25 protein-coding genes are annotated in these 21,410 nt (G+C 59.5%); 14 read left to right on the top strand and 11 right to left on the bottom strand.

Annotated elements, in window-relative coordinates; genetic code table 11:
* Nucleotides 1-49 precede the first annotated feature (49 nt).
* Entirely contained in the window at nucleotides 50-988 is a 939-nt protein-coding gene (locus tag CAF63_RS27745) for a LysR family transcriptional regulator (protein ID WP_085690552.1), read from the bottom strand.
* A gap of 228 nt (nucleotides 989-1,216) precedes the next feature.
* Between CAF63_RS27745 and CAF63_RS27740 the strand changes: the two genes are divergently transcribed.
* The 6 genes from CAF63_RS27740 (at nucleotide 1,217) to CAF63_RS29105 (ending at nucleotide 4,602) form a co-directional block, all read left to right on the top strand.
* Nucleotides 1,217-1,807, top strand: a complete 591-nt coding sequence (locus CAF63_RS27740; protein ID WP_085690551.1) for an NADPH-dependent FMN reductase — start codon at nucleotides 1,217-1,219, stop codon at nucleotides 1,805-1,807.
* Between the two features lie 14 nt (nucleotides 1,808-1,821).
* Entirely contained in the window at nucleotides 1,822-2,688 is an 867-nt protein-coding gene (locus CAF63_RS27735) for a pirin family protein (RefSeq protein WP_085690550.1), read from the top strand.
* Nucleotides 2,678-3,310, top strand: coding sequence for a malonic semialdehyde reductase (locus CAF63_RS27730; RefSeq protein ID WP_256574557.1), 633 nt, complete (start codon nucleotides 2,678-2,680; stop codon nucleotides 3,308-3,310). Before CAF63_RS27735 ends, CAF63_RS27730 begins: the two co-directional genes overlap by 11 nt.
* A 13-nt stretch (nucleotides 3,311-3,323) precedes the next feature.
* Nucleotides 3,324-3,950, top strand: a complete 627-nt coding sequence (locus tag CAF63_RS27725) for an NADPH-dependent F420 reductase (RefSeq protein WP_371807425.1) — start codon at nucleotides 3,324-3,326, stop codon at nucleotides 3,948-3,950.
* Entirely contained in the window at nucleotides 3,947-4,132 is a 186-nt protein-coding gene (locus CAF63_RS29110; protein WP_256574556.1) for a hypothetical protein, read from the top strand. Before CAF63_RS27725 ends, CAF63_RS29110 begins: the two co-directional genes overlap by 4 nt.
* A 176-nt stretch (nucleotides 4,133-4,308) precedes the next feature.
* Nucleotides 4,309-4,602 (top strand): hypothetical protein, encoded by a 294-nt coding sequence (locus CAF63_RS29105; protein ID WP_256574555.1) that lies wholly within the window; start codon nucleotides 4,309-4,311, stop codon nucleotides 4,600-4,602.
* A gap of 214 nt (nucleotides 4,603-4,816) precedes the next feature.
* On the opposite strand, the gene CAF63_RS27715 is transcribed toward CAF63_RS29105, so the two are convergent.
* A complete protein-coding gene (locus CAF63_RS27715) occupies nucleotides 4,817-6,022 on the bottom strand; it encodes an MFS transporter (RefSeq protein ID WP_085690580.1) in 1,206 nt (401 codons plus the stop codon).
* A 153-nt stretch (nucleotides 6,023-6,175) separates the two neighbouring features.
* Here CAF63_RS27715 and CAF63_RS27710 point away from each other — a divergent pair, with 153 nt between their 5' ends.
* Nucleotides 6,176-7,102, top strand: coding sequence for a LysR family transcriptional regulator (locus CAF63_RS27710; protein ID WP_085690547.1), 927 nt, complete (start codon nucleotides 6,176-6,178; stop codon nucleotides 7,100-7,102).
* 178 nt (nucleotides 7,103-7,280) lie between these two features.
* Here CAF63_RS27710 and CAF63_RS27705 read toward each other — a convergent pair whose 3' ends face one another.
* The 4 genes from CAF63_RS27705 to CAF63_RS27690 all read right to left on the bottom strand — a co-directional run bounded on the left by CAF63_RS27705 (nucleotide 7,281) and on the right by CAF63_RS27690 (nucleotide 9,795).
* Nucleotides 7,281-8,198: an AraC family transcriptional regulator gene (locus tag CAF63_RS27705; protein WP_085690579.1), complete on the bottom strand. Its 918-nt coding sequence runs from the start codon at nucleotides 8,196-8,198 to the stop codon at nucleotides 7,281-7,283.
* Between the two features lie 81 nt (nucleotides 8,199-8,279).
* Nucleotides 8,280-8,537: an Atu4866 domain-containing protein gene (locus tag CAF63_RS27700; protein ID WP_039773158.1), complete on the bottom strand. Its 258-nt coding sequence runs from the start codon at nucleotides 8,535-8,537 to the stop codon at nucleotides 8,280-8,282.
* 19 nt (nucleotides 8,538-8,556) lie between these two features.
* Complete coding sequence (locus CAF63_RS27695; protein ID WP_085690546.1) at nucleotides 8,557-8,853, bottom strand: hypothetical protein; 297 nt, start codon at nucleotides 8,851-8,853, stop codon at nucleotides 8,557-8,559.
* A gap of 177 nt (nucleotides 8,854-9,030) precedes the next feature.
* Complete coding sequence (locus CAF63_RS27690) at nucleotides 9,031-9,795, bottom strand: SDR family NAD(P)-dependent oxidoreductase (RefSeq protein ID WP_011333890.1); 765 nt, start codon at nucleotides 9,793-9,795, stop codon at nucleotides 9,031-9,033.
* A 285-nt stretch (nucleotides 9,796-10,080) separates the two neighbouring features.
* On the opposite strand from CAF63_RS27690, the gene CAF63_RS27685 reads away from it, so the two are divergent.
* The 7 genes from CAF63_RS27685 to arsH all read left to right on the top strand — a co-directional run bounded on the left by CAF63_RS27685 (nucleotide 10,081) and on the right by arsH (nucleotide 14,876).
* Nucleotides 10,081-11,025: an AraC family transcriptional regulator gene (locus CAF63_RS27685; RefSeq protein ID WP_085690545.1), complete on the top strand. Its 945-nt coding sequence runs from the start codon at nucleotides 10,081-10,083 to the stop codon at nucleotides 11,023-11,025.
* 180 nt (nucleotides 11,026-11,205) lie between these two features.
* Complete coding sequence (locus CAF63_RS27680) at nucleotides 11,206-11,940, top strand: SDR family oxidoreductase (protein ID WP_064595909.1); 735 nt, start codon at nucleotides 11,206-11,208, stop codon at nucleotides 11,938-11,940.
* Nucleotides 11,941-12,097: 157 nt separating this feature from the next.
* Nucleotides 12,098-12,565, top strand: a complete 468-nt coding sequence (locus tag CAF63_RS27675; RefSeq protein ID WP_085690544.1) for a metallophosphoesterase family protein — start codon at nucleotides 12,098-12,100, stop codon at nucleotides 12,563-12,565.
* 44 nt (nucleotides 12,566-12,609) lie between these two features.
* Nucleotides 12,610-13,230 (top strand): LysE family translocator, encoded by a 621-nt coding sequence (locus CAF63_RS27670; RefSeq protein WP_085690543.1) that lies wholly within the window; start codon nucleotides 12,610-12,612, stop codon nucleotides 13,228-13,230.
* 117 nt (nucleotides 13,231-13,347) lie between these two features.
* On the top strand, nucleotides 13,348-13,695 hold the full coding sequence (locus tag CAF63_RS27665) for a metalloregulator ArsR/SmtB family transcription factor (protein WP_085690542.1): 348 nt from the start codon (nucleotides 13,348-13,350) through the stop codon (nucleotides 13,693-13,695).
* A gap of 9 nt (nucleotides 13,696-13,704) precedes the next feature.
* Nucleotides 13,705-14,175, top strand: a complete 471-nt coding sequence (locus tag CAF63_RS27660) for an arsenate reductase ArsC (RefSeq protein WP_085690541.1) — start codon at nucleotides 13,705-13,707, stop codon at nucleotides 14,173-14,175.
* Nucleotides 14,176-14,186: 11 nt separating this feature from the next.
* A complete protein-coding gene (gene arsH, locus CAF63_RS27655) occupies nucleotides 14,187-14,876 on the top strand; it encodes an arsenical resistance protein ArsH (RefSeq protein ID WP_085690540.1) in 690 nt (229 codons plus the stop codon).
* 54 nt (nucleotides 14,877-14,930) lie between these two features.
* On the opposite strand, the gene CAF63_RS27650 is transcribed toward arsH, so the two are convergent.
* The 5 genes from CAF63_RS27650 to CAF63_RS27630 all read right to left on the bottom strand — a co-directional run bounded on the left by CAF63_RS27650 (nucleotide 14,931) and on the right by CAF63_RS27630 (nucleotide 21,374).
* Nucleotides 14,931-15,281, bottom strand: a complete 351-nt coding sequence (locus CAF63_RS27650; protein WP_085690539.1) for a copper-binding protein — start codon at nucleotides 15,279-15,281, stop codon at nucleotides 14,931-14,933.
* Nucleotides 15,278-18,436, bottom strand: a complete 3,159-nt coding sequence (locus CAF63_RS27645) for an efflux RND transporter permease subunit (protein WP_085690538.1) — start codon at nucleotides 18,434-18,436, stop codon at nucleotides 15,278-15,280. The genes CAF63_RS27650 and CAF63_RS27645 overlap by 4 nt, the downstream gene beginning before the upstream one ends.
* Nucleotides 18,433-19,680 (bottom strand): efflux RND transporter periplasmic adaptor subunit, encoded by a 1,248-nt coding sequence (locus CAF63_RS27640; RefSeq protein WP_085690537.1) that lies wholly within the window; start codon nucleotides 19,678-19,680, stop codon nucleotides 18,433-18,435. The genes CAF63_RS27645 and CAF63_RS27640 overlap by 4 nt, the downstream gene beginning before the upstream one ends.
* Nucleotides 19,677-20,933, bottom strand: a complete 1,257-nt coding sequence (locus CAF63_RS27635; protein WP_085690536.1) for a TolC family protein — start codon at nucleotides 20,931-20,933, stop codon at nucleotides 19,677-19,679. Before CAF63_RS27635 ends, CAF63_RS27640 begins: the two co-directional genes overlap by 4 nt.
* Before the next feature lie 99 nt (nucleotides 20,934-21,032).
* Nucleotides 21,033-21,374 (bottom strand): hypothetical protein, encoded by a 342-nt coding sequence (locus CAF63_RS27630; RefSeq protein ID WP_085690535.1) that lies wholly within the window; start codon nucleotides 21,372-21,374, stop codon nucleotides 21,033-21,035.
* Nucleotides 21,375-21,410: the final 36 nt, after the last annotated feature.

Raw genomic sequence — 21,410 nt, 5'->3', positions numbered from 1 at the left:
CAAAAGCAGCCATTTGTGATCGGCAATTTCCGTGTTCGATTTGAGCCTATCACTTTCTTTTGGGCAATGACTTCTCGGGTTGCTTATCGATTTTCATCAAACCCATTTCCTTGATGGTGTTAGCTGCGAATTCGATGAACGCGGACACTGCACGAGGCAGTTGTCGGCGGCTGTGGTAGACAAAATGCACGCCTATTGCGCCCGAGGTGAAATCAGGGAGTACTTCCTTCAATCGCCCTGCATCGACGTGGGCGGCGCTGAGTGCGGCAGGTAGCAGCGCGATGCCCAATCCGGCCAGCGCACCTTCAAGCTGAGCCGAAGCCGTATTGGCCTGAAACGGTCCGTCCACTTCGATGGTCGCTGCTTGATTGTTGACACCGCCCAGCCGCCAGGTGGTGCGGGGGCCACCGTGAGACGGTGAGGTGATGCAGTGATGGGCGACCAGATCAGCGGGCTGTCCTGGGACGCCATGCGCCACCAGATAGCCTGGACTCGCCACTAGAGTTTGATAACTCGTGCCAAGCTTGCGTGCGAGTAGCGATGGATCGCGATCACCTCCGCGCATGGCTACGTCGATTCCTTCGCCCAGCAGATCGACTCGTGCGTCATTCAGCTCGAACTCGAGACGCACTCGCGGGTGCTCAGAGATGAATTGCGCAACAGCCTGTGCCGGAAACCAGTTGAAAAAATCCACAGGAGCAGCCACACGAACGCGACCAGCAATCTGAGCAGAATCACTGGTCACCTGACCCGCAACCCGCAGCAACGCATCAATCTGATCGGCGGATTCGGCGTAAAAGTTGGTCCCGGCATCAGTTAACACCAATCGCCGCGTGGTGCGCTGCATCAGCCGTGTACCCAACGCGGTTTCCAATAGTTGCACACGCCTGCTCGCAGTACTCGGCGGCATGCCGAGACGCCGCCCGGCTTCGGCAAAACTCCCCGCCCGAACGACTTGAACAAACAGCGCGACATCATTCAGATCCACGTGATTACCGCCTTATGTGCATGAGTGAGATTGCCCCGTCCATCCCAAGTCGGACACGAAACGGCTGGCTCGCTCTTAAGTGCACAGCCCGGTGTCACCAATTTAACTCTATTACACTCATTTATGAACGAGTGCATCTCACCGGCCCATCTTTCTGAATTATCGGAGACTTCCTAAAGTGGGCTCCATGGCGCGCAGGCGCCTCCCCCATTTTCTAGGAGACTCACCATGACCACCGTTTCCGTCATCGTTGGCAGCGCTCGTGACAGCCGCTTCTCCAGCACTCCGGCCAACTGGATCAAGCACCATCTTGAACAGCGCCAAGGGCTGAAGGTCCGCTTGCTTGACCTGCGGGATTTTGATCTGCCCTTCTTCGACAGCGCCATGCTTCCTGGCTTTCCTGGCCGTCCGGCGTATGAGAACGAAAACGTGCGTCGCTGGACTGAACAGATCGCGACCTCCGACGCGTTCGTGGTGGCCACCGCTGAATACAACTTTGGTCCGCCCGCTGTTTTGAAAAATGCACTGGACTGGGTTTACCCGGAATGGAACCGCAAACCTATCGGTTTCGTGAGCTGGGGCAGCGTTGGCGGCGCTCGCGCCGTGCAGCAGCTGCGCGAAATCGCGACCGAACTTCAGATGGCAACGATTCGCACAGCGGTGCATATCCCCGTCAACGCGATTTACGCCCATTTCCAGGGCAAAACCGACGAGATCGAGTCGGCATTGCAGGCTCAGGACGATCAGGCAGGTCGCATGATCGATGACTTGCTGTGGTGGTCGCATGCCCTCGAAAACGCCCGCACCGCAACCGTTTGATCAAGGAGATCACCATGGCCCACACCGCTGAAAAAACCACTGTGCAACTTCGTCAGATCACCCATCGCACCCATGGTCGTCGTAACGGTCCAGCCGTACGCCTGATGAGCCCGTCTGACTTTGGCCAGATACTCAAACCGTTCGTGTTCCTGGATTTCTTCGATATGCAGGGCCCTCCGTTCGTGGGTGAACTCCATCCCCATTCCGGCATTGCCACCTTGTCTTACCTGATCGACGGCCGCATGGACCTGATTGATCCGGACGGTACCACTGTCGTGCTGCCCAGCGGCGGTGTCGAGTGGATGCAAGCGGGCCGCGGCATGTGGCACGGCGGAAGCGTAGGGGATGAGAATCATGGTCGGGTGCGTGGCTTCCAGCTCTGGGTCGCCCTGCCGCCCGAGTCGGAACTGGGGCCGACCTTCTCAGCGTTCCAGAAATCCGAAGACATCGTCAGCACTGGACCGGCGCAGGTTCTGTTGGGAAGTTACGGGAACGCGCGCAGCGCCATCGACGCCCCGTCACCCATGAACTTCCTGGCGGTGACACTAAAGGCCGGTGCGCGCTGGACCTACGTATCGCCGAGCGGACATACGGTGCTCTGGGTGTCTAACGTCGAAGGGAGGCTTCTGGCCAATGGCGAAGAGCTTCAGCCTGAAGAATTGGTGGCATTCGAACGATGCAGCCAGCCAGTCCACTTCGAGGCCTTGACGGACACCCAGCTCATCCTCGGTTCTGCCGTTCCTCACAATCACGATCTCGCATTGGGCTATTACTCCGTCCACACCTCACCGCAGGCGCTGAAAGTCGGAGAAGCGCACATCCAGACCATCGGTAGACAATTGGTAGAAGAAGGCCGCCTTGACCGCCGGCATGTCCGATAAAACCTGCAAGGAGAACGCTATGTCAGCTCGGTCTGCCATCACACAAGACGCCTTGGCGCAACTGTTCACTGACGCACGATCCCATCACCATTGGACAGACAAAGCGGTGTCGGACGAGTCGCTCAAAGCACTTTATGAGCTGGCCAAATGGGGCCCGACCAGCGGAAATTTGCAGCCTGCCCGGATCGTGTTCGTGCGGTCCATGGAAGGCAAGCAAAAGCTTTATCCCGCGCTTGAGGGCATGGGCAGTAATCCCGAGCAGGTTCGAGCGGCGCCGGTTACGGCCATCGTCGCTCAAGACTCCAGATTCTTCGATGAGGCACCTCGACTATTCCCGAGAATGAACTTCAAGCCGATGTTTGAGGCTGACGCCGCCTTTGCCGAGTCGATTGCCTACCGCAGCAGCTCATTGACCGGGGCGTACCTGATGATCGCCGCTCGTGGGCTGGGGCTGGATGTCTGTCCCATGTCCGGTTTCTACAACGCGATCATCGACGAAGCGTTCTTCAGCGGGACGTCATGGAAGGCCAACTTCATTTTCACCATCGGCCATGGTGATGACGCCCGCCTTTATCCACGTGATCCGCGGCTCTCCTTCGAAGAAGCCTGCCGCTTCGAATAGATCCCTTTGCGCAATAAAAGGAGCAGACATGAAAACCATCGGCATCATCGGCGCCGGACAAATTGGCAACGCCATCGCTCAGCAGCTCGCGCGCTTGAACATTGAAGCCACACTGGCCAACAGCCGAGGACCTGAAACCCTCCACCACCAGGTCAGGCAGCTTGGCCCTTCGATCAAGGCAGGCACACGCGAGGACGCGGCTGCCAAGGACATCGTGTTTGTAGCAGTGCCCTGGAACCAATTGAAGGAAGCACTCACGGGTCTGCCGGACTTCGAAGGACGCATCGTGGTGGACACCACCAACCCACTGCAAAAGCAGCCTTTCGCGGCGATCGACATCGGTAATCACGCCTCTTCAGCGCTGGTCGCGCAGATGGTCCCTGGTGCCCGTTTGGTGAAGGCGTTCAATCACCACGCCTATTGGAATCTGGCAGCCGAGCCCTCGAAAGAGGGCGGTCAACGCATTCTGTTTTACGCAGGTGAAGATGCGGCAGCCAAGGCCGATATCGCGTCTCTGATCGAGCGTCTGGGGTTCTTCGGCGCCGATATGGGAGATATCGAAACGGGCAGTCGAATCTTCCAGCCGCCGACAGGTCCGCTGGCAGGTCCAAATCTCGTGAAAATGGAGTTGCAGGCATGAATGAACTGTTCACACCCATGAACCTTGGCAGCGCATCGCTTCAAAACCGCATCGTCATGGCGCCGATGACACGAGCCCGCGCCAATGGCGATGGGTCCCCGGGACCCCTGGCTGCTGAATACTACGCACAGCGCGGTAGCGTGGGGCTCATCATCACCGAAGGCACTCAGCCCTCTGATTGACGGCCAAGGGTATCCTGCTACGCCTGGCATCTATACGGATGCACATGTGGCAGGCTGGCGAGAGGTCACCAACGCTGTGCGCATTCGCCTGTCGCCCGGCTTTGGCGGGATGGGACTGAACCATGGTGATGAGGGCCCTGATCTGTATCGTTATCTAGTGGGTGAACTCGACAGGCTTGGCCTCGCGTATCTGCATATCGTTCACTACGGGCGGCGACGCGCTTTTGCATGATCTGCGCAAGCTCTGGCACCAAGCACTTATTTTGAACCGGCCTGATCGGCCACATGAAGACATCGGGAAAGATGTCGCCAGTGGTCTGGCAGACCTTGAATCGTACGGGCAAATGACGCTCGCCAATCCAGATTTTATTCACCGATTGAAAAGCGGTGCCCCACTCAATACCGCCGACCCCAGCACCTATTTTGGCAGCAGCCCGCTAGGCTACGCGGATGGGTACACCGACTATTAGTCATTGGCGTGATTGCTCATCCCTTACGAAGGACAGACACCAATCCACGGCCGCCTATTGCTGCCTTGGTGAACGGCTCCTAATGGCCGATTGCAGCCCTTCATGAGCGGCAGAATTCGGCCAGGAGCAGGCGTTCGTGAAGGGCCCAATTCGAACCACAGCGGCATTGATAAGGTGATCTTTTGATTCCCACTGTCTGTCTTATTACTACCGTTCAATCAGAATCCATATCCGTGATATCGCTCAAATTGGAAGCTCCCAGGAAGTAGAACAGTCCACCTGCAACAATGAAGAGCCCAAGCATGTAGAAGATGTAGTGGGGAGGCTGAGTCGCCAATACGATTCCGCAAAGCACCGGCCCCAGCGCCGCGCCGAGGTTGGACAGGTTTTGTGCTCCGTAATACATACCGCGCAGGTTGTCCGGAGCGATTCTGTCGATGAACATATACTCGGCGGGGAATACGATGATCTCGCCGACGGTAAAAATGGCTATGGAAATGATCCAGAGCACGATAGAGGTCGACAGGGCAAACCCCGCCAACCCGATCATGAACATACTCAGTCCCGCGACCAGCCACAGATTCAGATGCCTGTGAGAGATCTTCCTGCCTATGCAGTATTGCAAGCTGATCACCATCAGCGCATTGGTCGCCACAACTGTACTGATGATCTGGTAGGTGGATTCTGGTGTCGTAGTGACCACCAGATATTGGGAGAGATAACCGGTGAACTGGCCAAAAACCACCGCACTCAGCAGTCCACCAAGGGTGAAACACACCAACCGATAATCTCGGAGTAACAGTTTTCCCACGGCCAGAAACGGTACTGGTTTCTGAGCTGAATCGGTAGCGCTCAGGTCTCTATTGCCCCAAACGAAATAGATGAAGAAGAACCCTGCGCCAAGCCCGGCTGATAACAGGAATGGCAAGCTGATATCCAGTTTGGCCATGCCAGCGCCAAGAAACGGGCCTACGGCATACCCGATGTTGGTCAACGTATATTTGATCGAGAAAACTTCGCTGCGATCAATGACGGGAAGCAGGCTGCCAAATCCTGATTTAATCGCGATATCAATGACCGCATAAGCCAGGTTAATCAGTACCAAGCAGCTGTAGAACAGCCAAAGTTCGCGAGCCAGAAACGTCCCGAGGAACCCCAGCGTGAACACGCCACTGAAGGCCAGGATCAGCCGGTAACTGGACATTTTGTCGACCAGAAAACCACCATAAAGACTCAGTAACGACCCAATGATCAGTGTGCTGCCTATAACCAGGCCGATATCGGCGACGCTTAAGCTGAAACTGCCCGAAAGGTAAATAACCAGATAGGGCAGAGTAATTGCACGCGCCAAGGTCAATATCAGAGACGCCGACAGCAGCAAATTTATTGTTGTCGGATAGTTTTTTAGCGTGGCCAGCATCCTTGCCTCATCGTTCAGCAGGTTGTTTTTTATGGTGTTCGGCAGTCGCATCGGGTTATGGACGCGCGGATCAAGCTTACTGGGGAATTGCGTTCTGATTTATGATGTTTTTTACCAGATCGAAAGAACTCAGTTCATGAATGCGGGGCGTCCATGTTTTCCTCCGAACGTTTAAAGGGCATTGATGTATTTGTCTGCGTTGCCGACTCCGGCAGCTTTAAAGGCGCTGCCGAGCGGATGAATCTGACGGCTTCGGCAGTCAGCAAAGGAATCGCTCGATTGGAGAGCAGGCTTGGGACTTCGTTATTCCATCGAACAACTCGAAGCTTGTCACTTACGGGTGCGGGGATTGCGTTCTATCGCACATGCACAGGCGTGCTGGCTGAACTCGAAGAAGCTGAGCTGTCCCTACTTTCCGAAAACACAGAGCCTCGTGGCAGGATCCGCATTGACATTCCAGGTGCATTCGGCCGCCTGCAGGCACTTCCGATTATCCTGCGATTCGCCCAGGAACATGCGCTGCTGCTCCCGCACATTTCGTTTTCCGACCGTGTCATCGACCCTATCGAGGAAGATTTCGATATCGTCGTGCGCATCGGTGGTTCGGACGTTTGGCCCGACACATTGGGGCACCGCTATCTGGGCAGTGAGTGGCATATCTTCTGTGCGTCTCCCGCCTATTTGAGTAAGCACGGCACGCCCTTGACCGATCGCGACCTGGAACATCATCAGTGCATCGCTTACGGCTGGGCGGATGGGACGGTTAGCCCTTGGAGTTTTTCAGGAAAGCATCCGGGTGAAATTGAACGCAGGGCGATAGCCGCAAAATTCGTTGTGGGAGACGGCGAAGGTCTGGCGATCGCGGTATCGGCGGGATGCGGGATCGCGCAGTTACCGTCATGGTTGATCGAACGTCAGCTTGAAGAAGGGACATTGGTTGAAGTACTTCCCCAGTTGGCAACCAATGGCCAGGCGATCAATCTGATTTGGCTAAAGAGCCGTCAGGCGCTTCCCAAGGTAAGTGCATTATTGGAGGCGCTTGCCGCTGGTTTGGTGCCGTCTGCTAGCAAAATTCAATGACCGCTTATGGCCGTTAGCGGTCCCTCACACGCGACCGCTACCGGCCAAAAGCAGACATTCAAACGACAGCCCTAGACGAATATTATAAGAAAAGACCGCCGGCGAATCGGACTCCAAAGCGATCTCCGATTTACTAATCGCATAGCACCACTCCAGCCATAGGTAGCTGATCAGGTTTTCACGCAGGGTGGCGAACTCGGCCGGCATCTCTGGATGGCGGACACCCAAACTGGCGACTGTATTCCCGGCTGAATTGCGAAGGGCTTTCATAGCCCACTCGATAACAGGCGCTCGCCACATCCAGCCCTTCGCCGAGCAATAGACGGCGCGCTTCCTGCAGGCGCAGTTGTTTCTGATACTGCAGCGGACTCATGGCGGTCACTGCCTTGAAGCGATGATGCAATGTGGAGTTGCCCAAATTGGCGACCCGGGCGAGTTCTTCGATGCGTAAGGGTTGGGTGTAGTGGTTATTCAACCAATCGATTGCTCGGGTTATCCGTCGTGTTTGCGAGTCGCCGAGGGCAAGCTCATATAGACGGCGTCCGTGCACGCCTCGCAGGAGACGGTAATACAACTCGCGAAGGGCAAGTGGTGCCAGCATGCCTATGTCTTTCGGTGTTTCCAGCAGCCGGACCAGCCGCAGCATTGTTTCCAGCAGGGGCACATCGACTTTCTCAAGGAAAAGACCAAGCTCCGGCTCGTCCGGGACGCCCGCCGGTGGAGCGTCGGCGATTACCTGAGCGATTTCCGTGGGCTCGAAATCAAACCGGATACACAGGTAGGGCGCCTCCGGGCTGGCCATCAGCACGCGGCCGGACACCGGAAGGGTGACCGAAACCACCAGGTAGCTGAGGGGGTCGTACAGGTAGTGGTCGTCACCCAGGCCGATTTCCTTTTGTCCTTGCACGATCAGGCAAAGTGCCGGTTTGTGTACGGTATGGATCAGTTCCGAAGGTGCATCGAAACGGATGACATGCAGGGGAGCTATGGCGGTCTCATAGACCCCAGGTGTGATAAAGCGTTGCGTCAGCAGGCGAACCAGTTCGTCACGGTAGACGGCTGTGTTTTGAAGGATGAAAGCATCGCTCTGTTCCATTTCAAGGCTCTCACAAGTGTTCATGAGCGTCTGCCTGAAGCTTTTCAGGCAGACGATATTCACCCGTCATCATCAAAGTACTCATTGCCGATACAGGATCATTCCGGCGTGATACAGCACGTCGTCATGAAAGTGGCCATCAGCGGTGAAGCCGGTGTCGTCCCAGTACTGGATGTAATCACCGACCAGTTCATAGCGGCCCTGATAGGCGCTCTTGTTTTTACCACGGGCCTCGTCGTAACGACCAGTCGTCAGAAGTTCATGACGAATGAATCCGTCCGCGGTAACCCACATGCCTGCGTAACGATGGTCCTGAGTGGTTTTTTTGGCATCTTTCATCACTTTTTCCCTCGGATGTTCAGACTGAGCCGATACGCCCTAAAGCCGTGCGATCAGAGCCGTTTTCGGCAACGCGAAAACCCGGAGTGCGGTCACTGCCACATTCAGTTACGCGCATGCCGGGCGTGTGGTCCGAACCATCTGCGGCAACGCGGAACCCGGGAGTGCGATCACTGCCGCCTTCAGTAACGCGCATGCCTGGCGTTCGATCAGCACCGTCAGCGGCTAGGTACAGGCTGGTCGAGGAAAGGTTGATCGCGCAGGCCACCATCGCGCCGATCACCAGTGAAAGGGAAAGCCGTTTTGCGTTTTTCATTGTTCAGTCCTCATTGACGTTGTTCATCTGAGCGGCCTGCCGTGGCCTGTGTGTGCATCCGTTGCGTGCTTTCAGATTACGTAGCCGAGCGCAGCGGTGTTAGGACGAAACTGCCGCAGATTTGCCTGATCCTCTCGGGCTGGTCGGGCATGTCCTGCGGCGCGTTTGTGCTGCGGCTCAGCCGGCCGTGACAGTCATGCCGCCGTCGGCCATGACCACCGAACCAACCATGAAGCTGGCCCGATCCGAGGCGATGAACGCGACCACTTCGGCGATTTCTTCCGGTTGGGCGGCGCGGCCGATCGGCGCCGCTTCGCCATGTTGGGCGAGAAACGCAGGGCCATCGTCGACCACATTGTTGAGGATGTTGGTCACCACATCGCCGACACCGACAGCATTGACGCGGATGCCGTGGCCAATGACCTCAAGCGCCAGGGTGCGCGTCAGTTGGGCAAGCGCGCCTTTGGAGGCGGTGTAGGCCGCAATGGTGGGGAAGGCGAAATAGGAGGCGTAGGACGCGATGTTGACGATCGATCCGGATTTGTTGGGCATCATCGCTTTGACCGCCTCCCGGCTATGCAAAAAGGCCGCCGTGGCGTTAACCGCCTGAATGCGTTCCCAGTCTTCGCGTGTCATGTCGATGACCAGTTTGTTGATGATGATGCCGGCGTTGTTGACCAGAATGTCCAGCCGTCCGAATTGCTCGACGGCCAGGGCGACCGCGCGTTCGGCTGCCCCGTCCTGAGTGATGTCGGCCACCAGGGGGACCAGGCCGGGGCGGGCCAGTGCTTCCACCTCAGGGTTTATATCTTCAGCAATGACCTGGGCGCCGCGGGCATGCAGCAGCAGTGCGATGGCCTTGCCGATGCCACTGGCCGCGCCAGTGACCAGCGCGACTTTACCAGCCACTTCGTTTGGGGTGCTGTTCTTGAAGTCGGTCATGATGTTCTCCAGCGATTTGATCGAGTAGGAATAAGCCGTGTTGGCGTCGGCGAGGCGCTTTCATCGGCGACGGGCCTACTGTCTCGCAGCGAGGCAAAGTCGGCTTTCGTGAGATTGCCCACGCTGTCGGGGTTTTGCGCTGAATGTCAGTGAGGGAGGTTCGGTGCTCGATTCAACCCACGGTAAAAGCCCGATATCATCGAGCCGGTCATCGTGACACGGCGTGCGGGCAAGCATCGGAGACCTGTCGGGCTTCGCACAGCCGAATCTGAAAAGGACGAGTCCATGGCAAATACCGGGCATACCTCCCAAGACGCGTTGTCGACATCCTCTCGAGACTTGCGCATCAATGGCGAGTCGATGGGTGAGTTCCTGCCAGGCGAACCTCAGGCGTTACCCTCGCGCCCGGAAATCACGGACGTGGTGATTCAGCTGTTTACCCATCGCAGCGTTACTGAGCCCATTCTCGTGCCTGCAGTGGTGGAACCGCTGCTAGTCCTGGTTCTGGCCGGGGCGGCGACGGTAGAGGAGTGCGCATTGGGTGGCGAGTGGGAAGCTGCAGATGTCAGTGCTGGCGATTTTTTCCTCACCAGTTCCGATGAGCCGTATGAAATGCGCTGGCAGACGCACGGAGGCGATACCTTCGAAGTCATGCATCTTTATTTGGGGCTGCCCTTGATCGAGCAAGCGTCTCGAGAGCTGTCGGGCCAGCACGCCGGGCCTGTGCGTTTGCGCGATGTTTCAGGGGCACGGGACGGGCGCGTCGCGTTTGTCATGGAGCAGTTGCGCACCGAGCTGCTCCTGGAACGCTCGCCCAGCGCGCTTTTCGCCCGCTCTCTGGCGCAGGCGCTGGCCGTGCATCTGGTGCGCAGCTATCTCGCTGAAAGCCAGCCCGGGCGTCGGGTCAGCGCCTTACAAGCCTACAAGCTGCGCAAAGTCACCGACGCCATGCGCGCGCAACTGAGCGCTGAATTCAGCCTGGCAACACTGGCCAGCCTTGCCGATCTGAGCGAGTACCACTTCAGCCGCCTATTCAAGCGTGCGACGGGGCTTTCGCCATCGCAGTACTTCATCCGCTTGCGCATAGCTCGTGCGCGGCACCTGTTGTTGGAAACCCGTCTTAGCGTCATCGACGTCGGGCTGGAGGTCGGCTACTCGAGCCCCAGTCACTTCTCGCAGGTCTTTCGTCGTGAAGTGGGCGTAACGCCCAGCGAATTCCGTGGGGCCTGAGCGGCGCTTCATTAAAAATTTGCAGGCGCCGCACACAGACACGAATAGGCAAAAGTGGCGCAGGTTTCGGCACGCGTCGAACAGGTCTGCGCCCTTAATCTTTTCGACGTACCTCGCAGCACCGACCGCGTCTTCAGCGGTCGGTGCTGAACTTCAATGCAGAGAGCAGGAGCTACGGATATGTCGAACATTCAAAACAAAGTTGTCCTGATTACCGGTGCAAGCAGCGGTATTGGCGAAGCTGCCGCCAGGTTGATCGCCGCCAAAGGCGCGCATGTGGTCCTCGGTGCCCGCCGTACCGAGCGTTTGGACAAACTGGTCAGCGAGATCCAGGCCGAAGGTGGTTCAGCAAGTGCCTGCGCACTTGACGTTACGGATCTGCAATCGATGCACGCCTTCGTGGCGTTCGCCAAGACGCAACATGGCAAGGTCGATGTGATCATCAACAACGCGGGCGTGATGCCGTTGTCTCCGCTGGCCTCGTTGAAGGTCAACGAATGGAACCAGATGCTCGATGTCAACGTGCGTGGCGTATTGCACGGTATTGCCGCTGTCCTGCCGGACATGCAGGCGCAGGGTTTCGGTCAGGTCATCAATATATCGTCGATTGGTGGCCTCGCGGTTTCTCCGACCGCTGCGGTCTACTGCGCGACCAAATTCGCGGTCAGGGCTATCTCGGATGGTCTGCGTCAGGAAACGGACAAGATCCGCGTCACCGTGGTGTGCCCGGGGGTTGTTGAGTCCGAATTGGCGGATACGATTTCGGACGATGTGGCTCGCGAGGAAATGAAAGCCTTCCGCCGTGTGGCGCTCAATGCAGACGCCATTGCGCGAGCGCTCGCCTATGCCATCGAGCAGCCTGATGATGTTGATGTGAGTGAGATTGTGGTTCGTCCAACCGCCAGTCCACATTGAGGAGTATTGGGCGAAAGGCACAAACTGGTCGGAGGCAGTCGCTTAGGAGCGGCTGCTCCTATCAGGAACGGCAACTAATAGTCGACAACGTAGCTTGCCGATGTCCGCTTTTGGCCGAAAGCAGCCACTCCCACTAGCCCCCCTGGAGGTCTGCCCCATGAAAACCGCCCTAATCTCCGACACCCACAACCTCCTACGCCCCGAAGCCCTCGCCGCGCTCCAGGGCTGTGACCAGATCATCCACGCCGGCGACATCGGCAACCCCGACATCCTCGCCCAACTGGCCAAAATCGCCCCCGTCCACGCCGTGCGCGGCAACAACGACCTCAACAGTCCGTGGGCCAAAAACCTCCCCGACCTCCTGACCTTCACCCTCAACGGCTGGCCAACCCTCCTCGTCCACGACATCGCCGACGTCCCCGCCGATCTCGATCCGGGCATCAAGCTCATCATCACCGGCCACTCCCACAAACCCCGCATCGAATGGCGCGGTGATCGTCTCTACGTGAACCCCGGCAGTGCCGGCCCTCGGCGGTTCAAGTTGCCGGTCACGCTGGCGATCCTCGAGATACAACCCGACCGCATCGAACCGCGCCTGATTTCCCTGCTGGATCCCCCCGCCTGAAACAGCTACCGTTCCCCGATCCAGAAAAGGGAACCCGCACCATCATGTCCATCGCCGACAACCTCCTCGCTTTCACCCTAGCCGCCACGTTGCTGACTCTGACGCCCGGTCTCGACACCGCGCTGGTGCTGCGAACCGCCACCGTCGAGGGCAAACAGCAGGCCTTGCGTGCCGCGGTGGGAATCAACGCAGGATGTCTGTTGTGGGGCGCGGCGGTGGCATTTGGTCTGGGGGCGTTGATTGCGGTGTCGGAGCTGGCCTACAACCTGCTCAAATATTGCGGCGCTGCGTATCTGGCGTGGCTGGGGTTGAACATGCTGCTGCGCCCTCGCCGTTCGCTGGCTCCGGCCGAGGCCGACGGCAAGCCGGGGGCGAACTGGTTCTTGAAAGGCATGCTGGGGAATGTGCTGAATCCGAAGATCGGGATTTTCTACGTGTCGTTCCTGCCGCAGTTCATTCCGCAAGGCCAGCCGCTGGTGCCGTGGACGTTCGGGCTGGTGAGCATTCATGTGGTGCTCGGGCTGATCTGGTCGCTGGTGCTGATTGGCGCGACTCAGCCACTGTCCGGGTTTCTGCGCCGAGAGAAAGTGATTCGCTGGATGGATCGCACCACCGGGATGATTTTTGTGCTGTTTGCTGCACGGCTGGCGTTCAGCAAGCGCTAAGACATCTGCGCAAAACAAACCTTAAGTCGAGAGCTGCCACTCCACCAAACTCAAGGCTTGCCCACAACATATGGATATCCGTATATTCGAACAACCATATATTCTGAAGACATCGTCATGCTCAACCCCGCCTCCGTTTTCAAATGCCTCGCCGACGAAACCCGCGTCCGGGCGACTTTGCTGATCACCCGCGAAGGTGAGTTGTGTGTCTGCGAGCTGGTCTGTGCACTCAACGACAGTCAACCAAAAATCTCCCGTCATCTCGCGCAGTTGCGCACCTGCGGTCTGCTGCTGGATCGTCGTCAGGGTCAGTGGGTTTATTACCGGCTCAATCCGGATCTGCCGACGTGGGTCCGCACCTTGCTCGAAACCACGCTCGCCGCCAACAGCGCCTGGCTGGAAGAAAACAGCGCCCGCCTCGACGCAATGGGCGACCGTCCACTCAATACTTCCGCCTGCTGCTGAGGATCAATCATGCGCGTTCTATTCATGTGCACCGCCAACAGCTGCCGCAGCATTCTCTCGGAGGCGATGTTCAACCATCTGGCGCCAGCCGGTTTCGAGGCGGTCAGTGCCGGCAGTTTCCCCAAAGGCCAGGTGCTGCCGCGCAGCCTGACCACGTTGCAAGCCGCCGGCATTTCCATCGCCGGGTTGAGCAGCAAGGGCAACGAAGCCTTCGAAGACAACCCGCCGGACATCGTCATCACCGTGTGCGACAAGGCCGCCGGTGAAGCCTGCCCGGTGTACTTCGGCCCGGCCCTGAAAGCCCATTGGGGGCTGGAGGATCCGTCGGATGTGGTCGGCGATGAACGGACCATCGATGCCGCCTTCCACGCCACCCTCGCCCGAATCGAAACCCGCTGCCGGGCCTTTTTTGCCCTGCCCTTCGCCCAACTTGACCGTGATGCCCTCAAGCGCGAGCTCGACCGCATCAGCACGCTGTAACCGGAGCCGACATGACCGACTTACCCAACCTCGATCCCTCACTGGTTCAAACTACCTCTCGTGACGAAGGCGCCCACAAGCCGCGCATCCTTTTGCTGTACGGTTCGACCCGCCCACGCTCCTTCAGCCGTTTGCTGGTCGAAGAAGCCGCCCGCCTGCTGGAGCACTTCGGTGCCGAGACGCGAATCTTCAACCCTTCGGGCCTGCCGCTGCCGGACGATGCTCCCGGCGATCACCCGAAAGTCCAGGAACTGCTCGAACTGATGCAATGGTCCGAAGGTCAGGTCTGGTGCTCTCCCGAACGTCACGGCGCCATGTCGGCGGTGTTCAAGGCGCAGATAGACTGGGTGCCGCTGGCTCTGGGCGCAGTGCGTCCGACTCAGGGCAAAACCCTGGCGGTCATGCAGGTCTGCGGCGGTTCGCAGTCGTTCAACGTGGTCAATCAACTGCGCGTGCTGGGCCGCTGGATGCGCATGTTCACCATCCCCAATCAGTCGTCGGTGCCCAAGGCCTATCTGGAATTCGACGAAGGCAATCGCATGAAACCCTCGGCGCTGTACGACCGGGTGGTGGACGTGATGGAGGAACTGGTGAAATTCACCTTGTTGCTGCGTGATCGCCCGGATCTGGTGGATCGCTATTCCGAGCGCAAGGAATCGGCGGAGGAATTGATGCAGCGGGTCAATCAGCGGTCGATCTGAAAGATTGAATAGAAACCGGCGCGATGATTCGCGCCGGTTTTTTACGTCACACGCTTACTTGTTGATCGACACGATGGTCGCTTTACTGCCCTCCATCTGGAACGAAAACTTCACCCGATCGCCCACCGCCAACCCGGCCAGTTGTTCATGGGTTGCCGCGAAGCCCATGGTCATCGGCGGCCACTGCAACGCCGCAACAGCACCATGAGCGATGGTCACGGTGTGCTTTGTGACATCAATGGCCTTGATCGTGCCTTCGGCATTCGCGGCCGCAGCCTGTTGAGTGGCGGGCTGTATCTGCATGCCCTGCATGTCATCCATCTTCATGCCGGGCATGTCCTCGGCGTGAGCGGTCAGTGCGAACGCAACCAGCGTACCTACAACAGTGATCGGGATCAGTTTCATGAGGTTTTTCCTTCAGATTGGAGGGTTCCAGCGGACAAGTGACGGCGGCGCATCAATCGATACGCCGCCGGAATGACAAACAGGGACAACAACGGCGCCGTGACCATGCCGCCGACCATGGGCGCGGCGATGCGGCTCATGACTTCGCTGCCGGTGCCGCTGCCCAGCAGAATCGGCAACAGGCCAGTGATGATCACGGCTACGGTCATCGCCTTGGGGCGCACGCGTTGCACGGCGCCTTCGCGAATCGCCGCGATCAGTCCGCGCTCAGAGTGATCGCCGAGGCCATCTCGTTCGGCCCAGGCGTTTTTCAGGTAGAGCAGCATGATCACGCCGAACTCGGCCGAAACGCCGGCCAGCGCAATGAAGCCCACACCGGTGGCGACCGACAGGTTGTAGCCCAGCAGATACAGGAACCACGCGCCGCCGCTCAATGCGAACGGCAATGTGGCCATGATCAACAATGCTTCATCGAAGCGAGCAAACGTCAGGTAGAGCAGCACGAAGATAATCAGCAGCGTGGCCGGCACTACCAGTTTCAGCCGCGCGTTGGCCCGCTCCAGAAACTCGAACTGCCCCGAATAGTTCAGGCTCATGCCGGGCTGCAATTTCACCTGTTCACTCACTGCGCGACGCAGATCGGCCACCACCGAAGCGATATCCCGCCCGCGCACGTCGATGTACACCCAGCCGGACGGCCGGGCATTCTCGCTCTTGAGCATCGGCGGGCCGTCCGTGACCTTGATTTTCGCCAGCATACCGAGGGTGATCTGGCTGCCGGAAGGCGTGTAGATCGGCAATTGCTCCAGCGCGCCGGGCGAATCACGCCACGCTCTTGGATAACGGATGTTGATCGGAAACCGCGCCAGCCCTTCGATGGTTTCCCCGACGTTTTCCCCGCCAATGGCTCCGGCGACGATGGATTGCACATCGCTGATGTTCAGCCCGTAGCGGCCGGCGGCGTTGCGGTCGATATCCATGTCGATGTAGCGGCCACCGGTCAGGCGCTCGGCCAGTGCCGAACTGACGCCGGGCACACCTTTGGCCACGCGTTCGACAGCCTGGGTCACGGCGTCGATCTGGGCCAGATCGTTGCCGGCGACCTTAATGCCGATCGGGCTTTTGATCCCGGTGGCGAGCATGTCGATGCGGTTGCGGATCGGCGGAATCCAGATATTGGTCAGCCCGGGCACTCGTACCACGCGATCCAGTTCTTCCACGAGTTTTTCCGGGGTCATGCCCGGGCGCCATTGATCGTGGGGCTTGAACTGGATCGTGGTTTCGAACATTTCCAGCGGTGCCGGGTCGGTGGCGGTTTCCGCGCGGCCAGCCTTGCCGAACACGTGCTCGACCTCGGGCACGGTTTTGATCAGACGGTCGGTCTGCTGCAACAGTTGCGCGGTTTTTTGCGCCGACAAACCCGGCAAGGCCGAAGGCATGTACAGCAGATCACCCTCGTCCAGCGGCGGGAGGAATTCACCACCGAGCCGCGAAATCGGCCAGGCCGCGCTGACAAACACCAGCAATGCCACCAGCAAAGTGAATTTCGGCCGGCGCAACACAGCATCCAGCGCCGGCTGGTAGATCCGGATCAGCCAGCGGTTGAGCGGGTTGTGGCGTTCATCCGGAATCCGTCCGCGAATCCAGTAGCCCATCAGCACTGGCACCAGCGTCACCGACAATCCCGCTGCCGCCGCCATGGCGTAAGTCTTGGTGAACGCCAGCGGGCCGAACAGCCGCCCTTCCTGGTCCTGCAAGGTGAACACCGGGATGAACGACAGCGTGATGATCAGCAAACAGAAAAACAGCGCCGGCCCCACCTCCGCCGCCGCGTCGGTCATCACCTGCCAATGGCGCTCGCCCTTGAGCGCCTGCCCCGGATTGGCCGCGTGCCACGCCTCGATTTTCTTGTGAGCGTTCTCGATCATCACCACCGCCGCATCGACCATCGCACCAATGGCGATGGCGATCCCGCCCAACGACATGATGTTGGCGTTCAAGCCCTGATAACGCATCACGGTGAAAGCGATCAACACACCCACCGGCAACGAAATGATCGCCACCAGCGAAGAGCGCAAGTGCCAAAGGAAGATCCCGCACACCAACGCGACGACGATGAACTCTTCGAGCAGTTTGTGGCTGAGGTTTTCCACCGCGCGATCGATCAGCTTGCTGCGATCGTAAGTGGTGACGATCTCCACGCCGGGCGGCAGGCTGCTTTTCATGTCATCGAGTTTGGCCTTGACCGCCGCAATGGTCTCGCGGGCGTTCTTGCCGCTGCGCAGAATCACCACCCCGCCGACGGTTTCACCCTGGCCGTCCAGCTCGGTGATGCCTCGGCGCATTTCCGGCCCGGTCTGAACCGTCGCGACATCGCCGAGGGTTACCGGTACGCCACCCCCTCCGAGTTTTAACGGGATCGCCCGAAAATCATCAAGCGTCTTGAGGTAGCCGGAAGCCCGCACGATGAATTCGGTTTCGGCCATTTCCAGCACGGCGCCACCGGTTTCCTGATTGGCCTTGCCGATGGCTTCGCGCACCTGCGCAAGGGGGATGCCGAGGCTGGCCAACCGCACCGGATCGGGCTGCACCTGATACTGCTTGACCATCCCGCCGACGGTAGCAACCTCGGCGACGTTGGGCAGGGTCTTGAGCTCGAACTTGAGGAACCAGTCCTGCAACGCCCGAAGCTGCGCCAGATCATGCCCGCCGCTGCGATCCACCAGCGCATATTGATAGATCCAGCCGACGCCGGTCGCATCCGGGCCCAGCGCCGGTTTGGCGCTGGCCGGCAGGCGACTCTGGATCTGGCTCAGGTACTCCAGCACCCGCGAGCGCGCCCAGTATTGATCGGTGCCGTCCTCGAACAGCACGTACACGAAGCTGTCACCGAAGAACGAATAACCGCGTACGGTTTTCGCCCCCGGCACCGAGAGCATGGTAGTGGTCAGCGGATAGGTCACCTGATTCTCGACAATCTGCGGCGCCTGTCCGGGGTACGGCGTGCGGATGATCACCTGCACATCGGACAGATCCGGCAGCGCATCGATCGGCGTGCTCTGCACCGACCACACGCCCCACCCCGTGACAAACAGCGTCGCCAGCAGCACCAGAAAACGGTTGGCGACGGACCAGCGAATCAGCGCGGCGATCATGGCTGACTCCCCGAAACGTTCCCGTCTGTTTCAAGCGGCTCGGCGACGATGCCCTTGAGACTGGCCTCGGAATCGAGCAGGAACTGGCCGGACGTCACGACGCTCTGCCCCTCTGCCAGGCCGTCGAGGATCATCGTTTTGTCGTCACCTTCCTGGCCAAGGCGTACCTCCACCGGGCGAAAGTGCCCCGCGTCTTCGGCGAGCATGACCAAGGCGCGCTTGCCGGTGCGGATCACGGCTTCACTCGGCACCCACAATTGACTCTGCCCGGTCGATCGGTTCAGCCGCACTTGTGCCGTCATCCCCGGCCGTAAGCTGCCATCGACATTGGCCAGTTCGACCCGCACGCGCAGGGTGCGGCTGTCCGCGTTGGTGTCCGGCAGAATCGCGCTGACAGTTCCGTTGAACACCCGGCCGGGAAAGGCCGGCAGGCGCGCTTCAACGGCCTGGCCCACGGCAACCGAACCGGTCTGCGATTCCGGCACCGCCACGGCGAGCCAGACGCTGTTCAGCCCGTTGACCCGCGCCAGGGTTTCACCGCTCGCCACGGTCATGCCCACCCGCACGTCGAGTTCTTGCAGTACACCGCCCAAAGGGCTGGTGACCGTCAGTTCGGGCTGCACCTTGCCGCTGCGCTCCACTTGAGCGATCAGGCTTGAGGGCATCCCGGTCAGCCGCAACCGCTGGCGCGCCGCCGCGATCAGGTCGGCATCACCGCTGCGCCTGAGCGCCAGAAACTCGCTCTGGGCCGCCGTCCATTCCGGCACGAGGATGTCTGCCAACGCCGCGCCAGTCGTGAGCACGTCCCCCGGCGCACGGGCGTAGACCCGCTCGACAAACCCGTTGGTACGCGCCTGGATCACCGCGACATCGCGCTCGTTGAATGCCAGCACGCCGCTCACATCCAGGCTCGACATGAAGGCGCCGCGACTGACCGGCGCCACACGCAGGCCGAGGTTCTGACTCAGCCCCGGATCGATGCTGACGGTCGCATTATCTTCGCCGCCGCTGGCGTATCGGGGCACCAGTTGCATATCCATGAAGGGAGACTTGCCCGGTTTGTCGAACCTTTGCTGCGGGTACATCGGGTCGTACCAGTACAAGGCTTTGGGCGCAGTGCTCGGCGCCGGGGCTGAAGCCGTTAAATCATTCATTCGATGATAGGCCAATCCGTAACCGCCACCCACGCCCACCGCCAGCGCAAGGCCGGCCAGCCACACGCCGTTCCATTTTTGAAAATTCACAGGCTGGTCTCCCCATAAGCGAAATGCAGGCGCGCAGCGGTCAGCGCGCGCTGTTCTTCCATGTCGATCTGTTTGAGGCGAGCCTCGATGAGTTCGCGGCGGGCGTTGACCACCGCATTCAAATCGCCCTGGCCGGCGCGATAACTGGCCAGGCTCAGATCGACTTTCTCTCTGGCCAGCGGCACCAGGCTTTCCTCGGTGCGGCGCACGGCCCGTTCGAGGCGCTGGTAGTCGGCCAACTGGTTTTCCAGTTGCTCGGTGTGCTCGCGGGACAGGGCTTCGCGCTCGGCTTGCAGTTGGATGAGTTCGGCCTGTCTGGCAGCGATTTTCGGGTTCTGGCGCGTCTTGGGAAACAACGGCAGATCCCAGGAAAACTGCACGCTGACCATGTCGCCAAACTCACGGCCACGATGCTGGTAATCCACTTCCCAGCTCCAGTCGGACTTTTTCTCGGACACTGCCTCTTGCACCTTGGCCTCGGCTTCGCGGGTCATGGGGGCGAAAGCGGCCAGTTCAGGATGGTGTTGCAGCTGATGATTGAAGGTCGAGGCATCGACCGGCCACGCGGGCAAACCGCCCTCGGGCTTGTCGTTAGCGGCGGCGCCGATCCAGCGTTTCAGCGCGGCTCGGGCTTGGGTGCGTTCAAGGGTCAGATTGTCCTGTTGCTCGGCGAGTCGGGCCGCTTCCTGCTTCGGTGTCACCGCGTCAGCAGGTTGCGCGCGGCCACCGGCAATCTGCGCCCGGACGGTCTCGCTCAGCAGACGGTTTTCCTTGAAGAGGTCCTGGAACAACGCCTCTTTGCGCTCGACCGAATAGCCGCTGATCCACGCCAGCGCCGTCGCCTGGCGGACCTTCAAGCGCTCGACGCGTCGCTCGGCAGCCGCGCGCTCGATGGCGGCGTCGGCAACTTCGATGCGCGCCTTGCGTTTGTCTGCGTTGGGCATCTCCTGCCGGTAACCGACCATCTGCATGGTCATGAAATCCTGATCGACGCTCCAGCGATCCGGGCCGCCCACGGGGTAGTTCTGCAAACCGAGCAACAGCTTGGGATCGGGCAACTCGCCCGCCGGAATGGCCGCGCTGCTGGCAGCCTGGATTTTCTGATCTTGTGCGGTCAGCGACGGCGCATTGTTTTCGGCCAGCCGCAGCGCGTCATCGAGTGTCAGCGCGGCGGCCAAACCCGGCCACGCGAGCACGCTTGCCGCAAGGCCAGCCACCAGAGGCCAACCCGAGCAATTGCACTTGAATGTCATGTTTACGATTCCTGTGATCGTCCACTGCGCGCGGCGAAAAACACGCGCACAGCCAAATCACTCCGCCAGGGCGGAATGAGCTTCAAGGGGAGACAGGAATCAGATGCGGGGCGGTCGCCAGACCCCGGACGGGGCCGCTACGGGGAGGGAATCACTGAAGAACGAATGCGTGACGGGACTGAACACGGTAACGGGCGGCTTGAGGATCGCGACTTGCAGCAGACCGCCGGTCTTGCACTCCTGGCCGGGTTTGCAGGGGGAACCATGGTCGACAGGACTTTTCATGTCCTGGCAGCAATCCATGTTCATGCCGTCCATCATCGCCATGCCCATGGCTTGCATCGGGCAGGGTTCTGTCGGTGCCTGCACACCCGCCATCCCGCTGAGGGGAAGCGCCAGGCTGATCAGGAAAACGAGACAAAACCGCAGATAGCGTTTCATGGCCGGGAGTCTAGTTGTGAAAACGGGCGCCCACAA

Source organism: Pseudomonas sp. B20(2017) (assembly GCF_002113125.1).
Lineage (GTDB): Bacteria > Pseudomonadota > Gammaproteobacteria > Pseudomonadales > Pseudomonadaceae > Aquipseudomonas.
The sequence above is the reverse complement of the archived record's forward strand: the minus strand, read 5'-3'. Positions and strand labels throughout refer to the sequence as shown.